The 319-nt window shown below is 80.9% G+C and carries 1 pseudogene; it reads left to right on the forward strand.

Annotated elements, in window-relative coordinates:
• Positions 1-313: pseudogene (locus ABD811_RS10385) on the forward strand (hypothetical protein); the annotation flags it as partial.
• Positions 314-319 lie beyond the last annotated feature (6 nt).

Consider the following 319-nt stretch of genomic DNA (forward strand, 5'->3'; position numbering starts at 1 on the left):
AGGCGGTCCGCCGGGTACGGCACCACCCCCGGCGGGCGTCCACCCGCGCGGCGGGCCGCAGGACACCGCCACGCGGCCGGCCGCCCCCTACGGCGCGCCGCCCCCGCCGGACCCGTACCTTTCGCAGCCCTACAGCCCGCGCACGCCCGGTACCGGGCCGCAGCAGCAGCCCCCGGCCAACCCGTACGCGCCGGGCGCCTCCCCCCACCAGACGGGCGGCAACCGGCCGCCGGAGCCGGGCGGCGGCCGGGGCAGGCACCGACGCGACGACGAGTCGCAGCCGCCCTACCTCGACGAGCACGATCCCTGGTGAGACGCG

The sequence above is a fragment of the Actinomadura miaoliensis genome, assembly GCF_039536785.1.
Classification (GTDB): Bacteria; Actinomycetota; Actinomycetes; order Streptosporangiales; family Streptosporangiaceae; genus Spirillospora; species Spirillospora miaoliensis.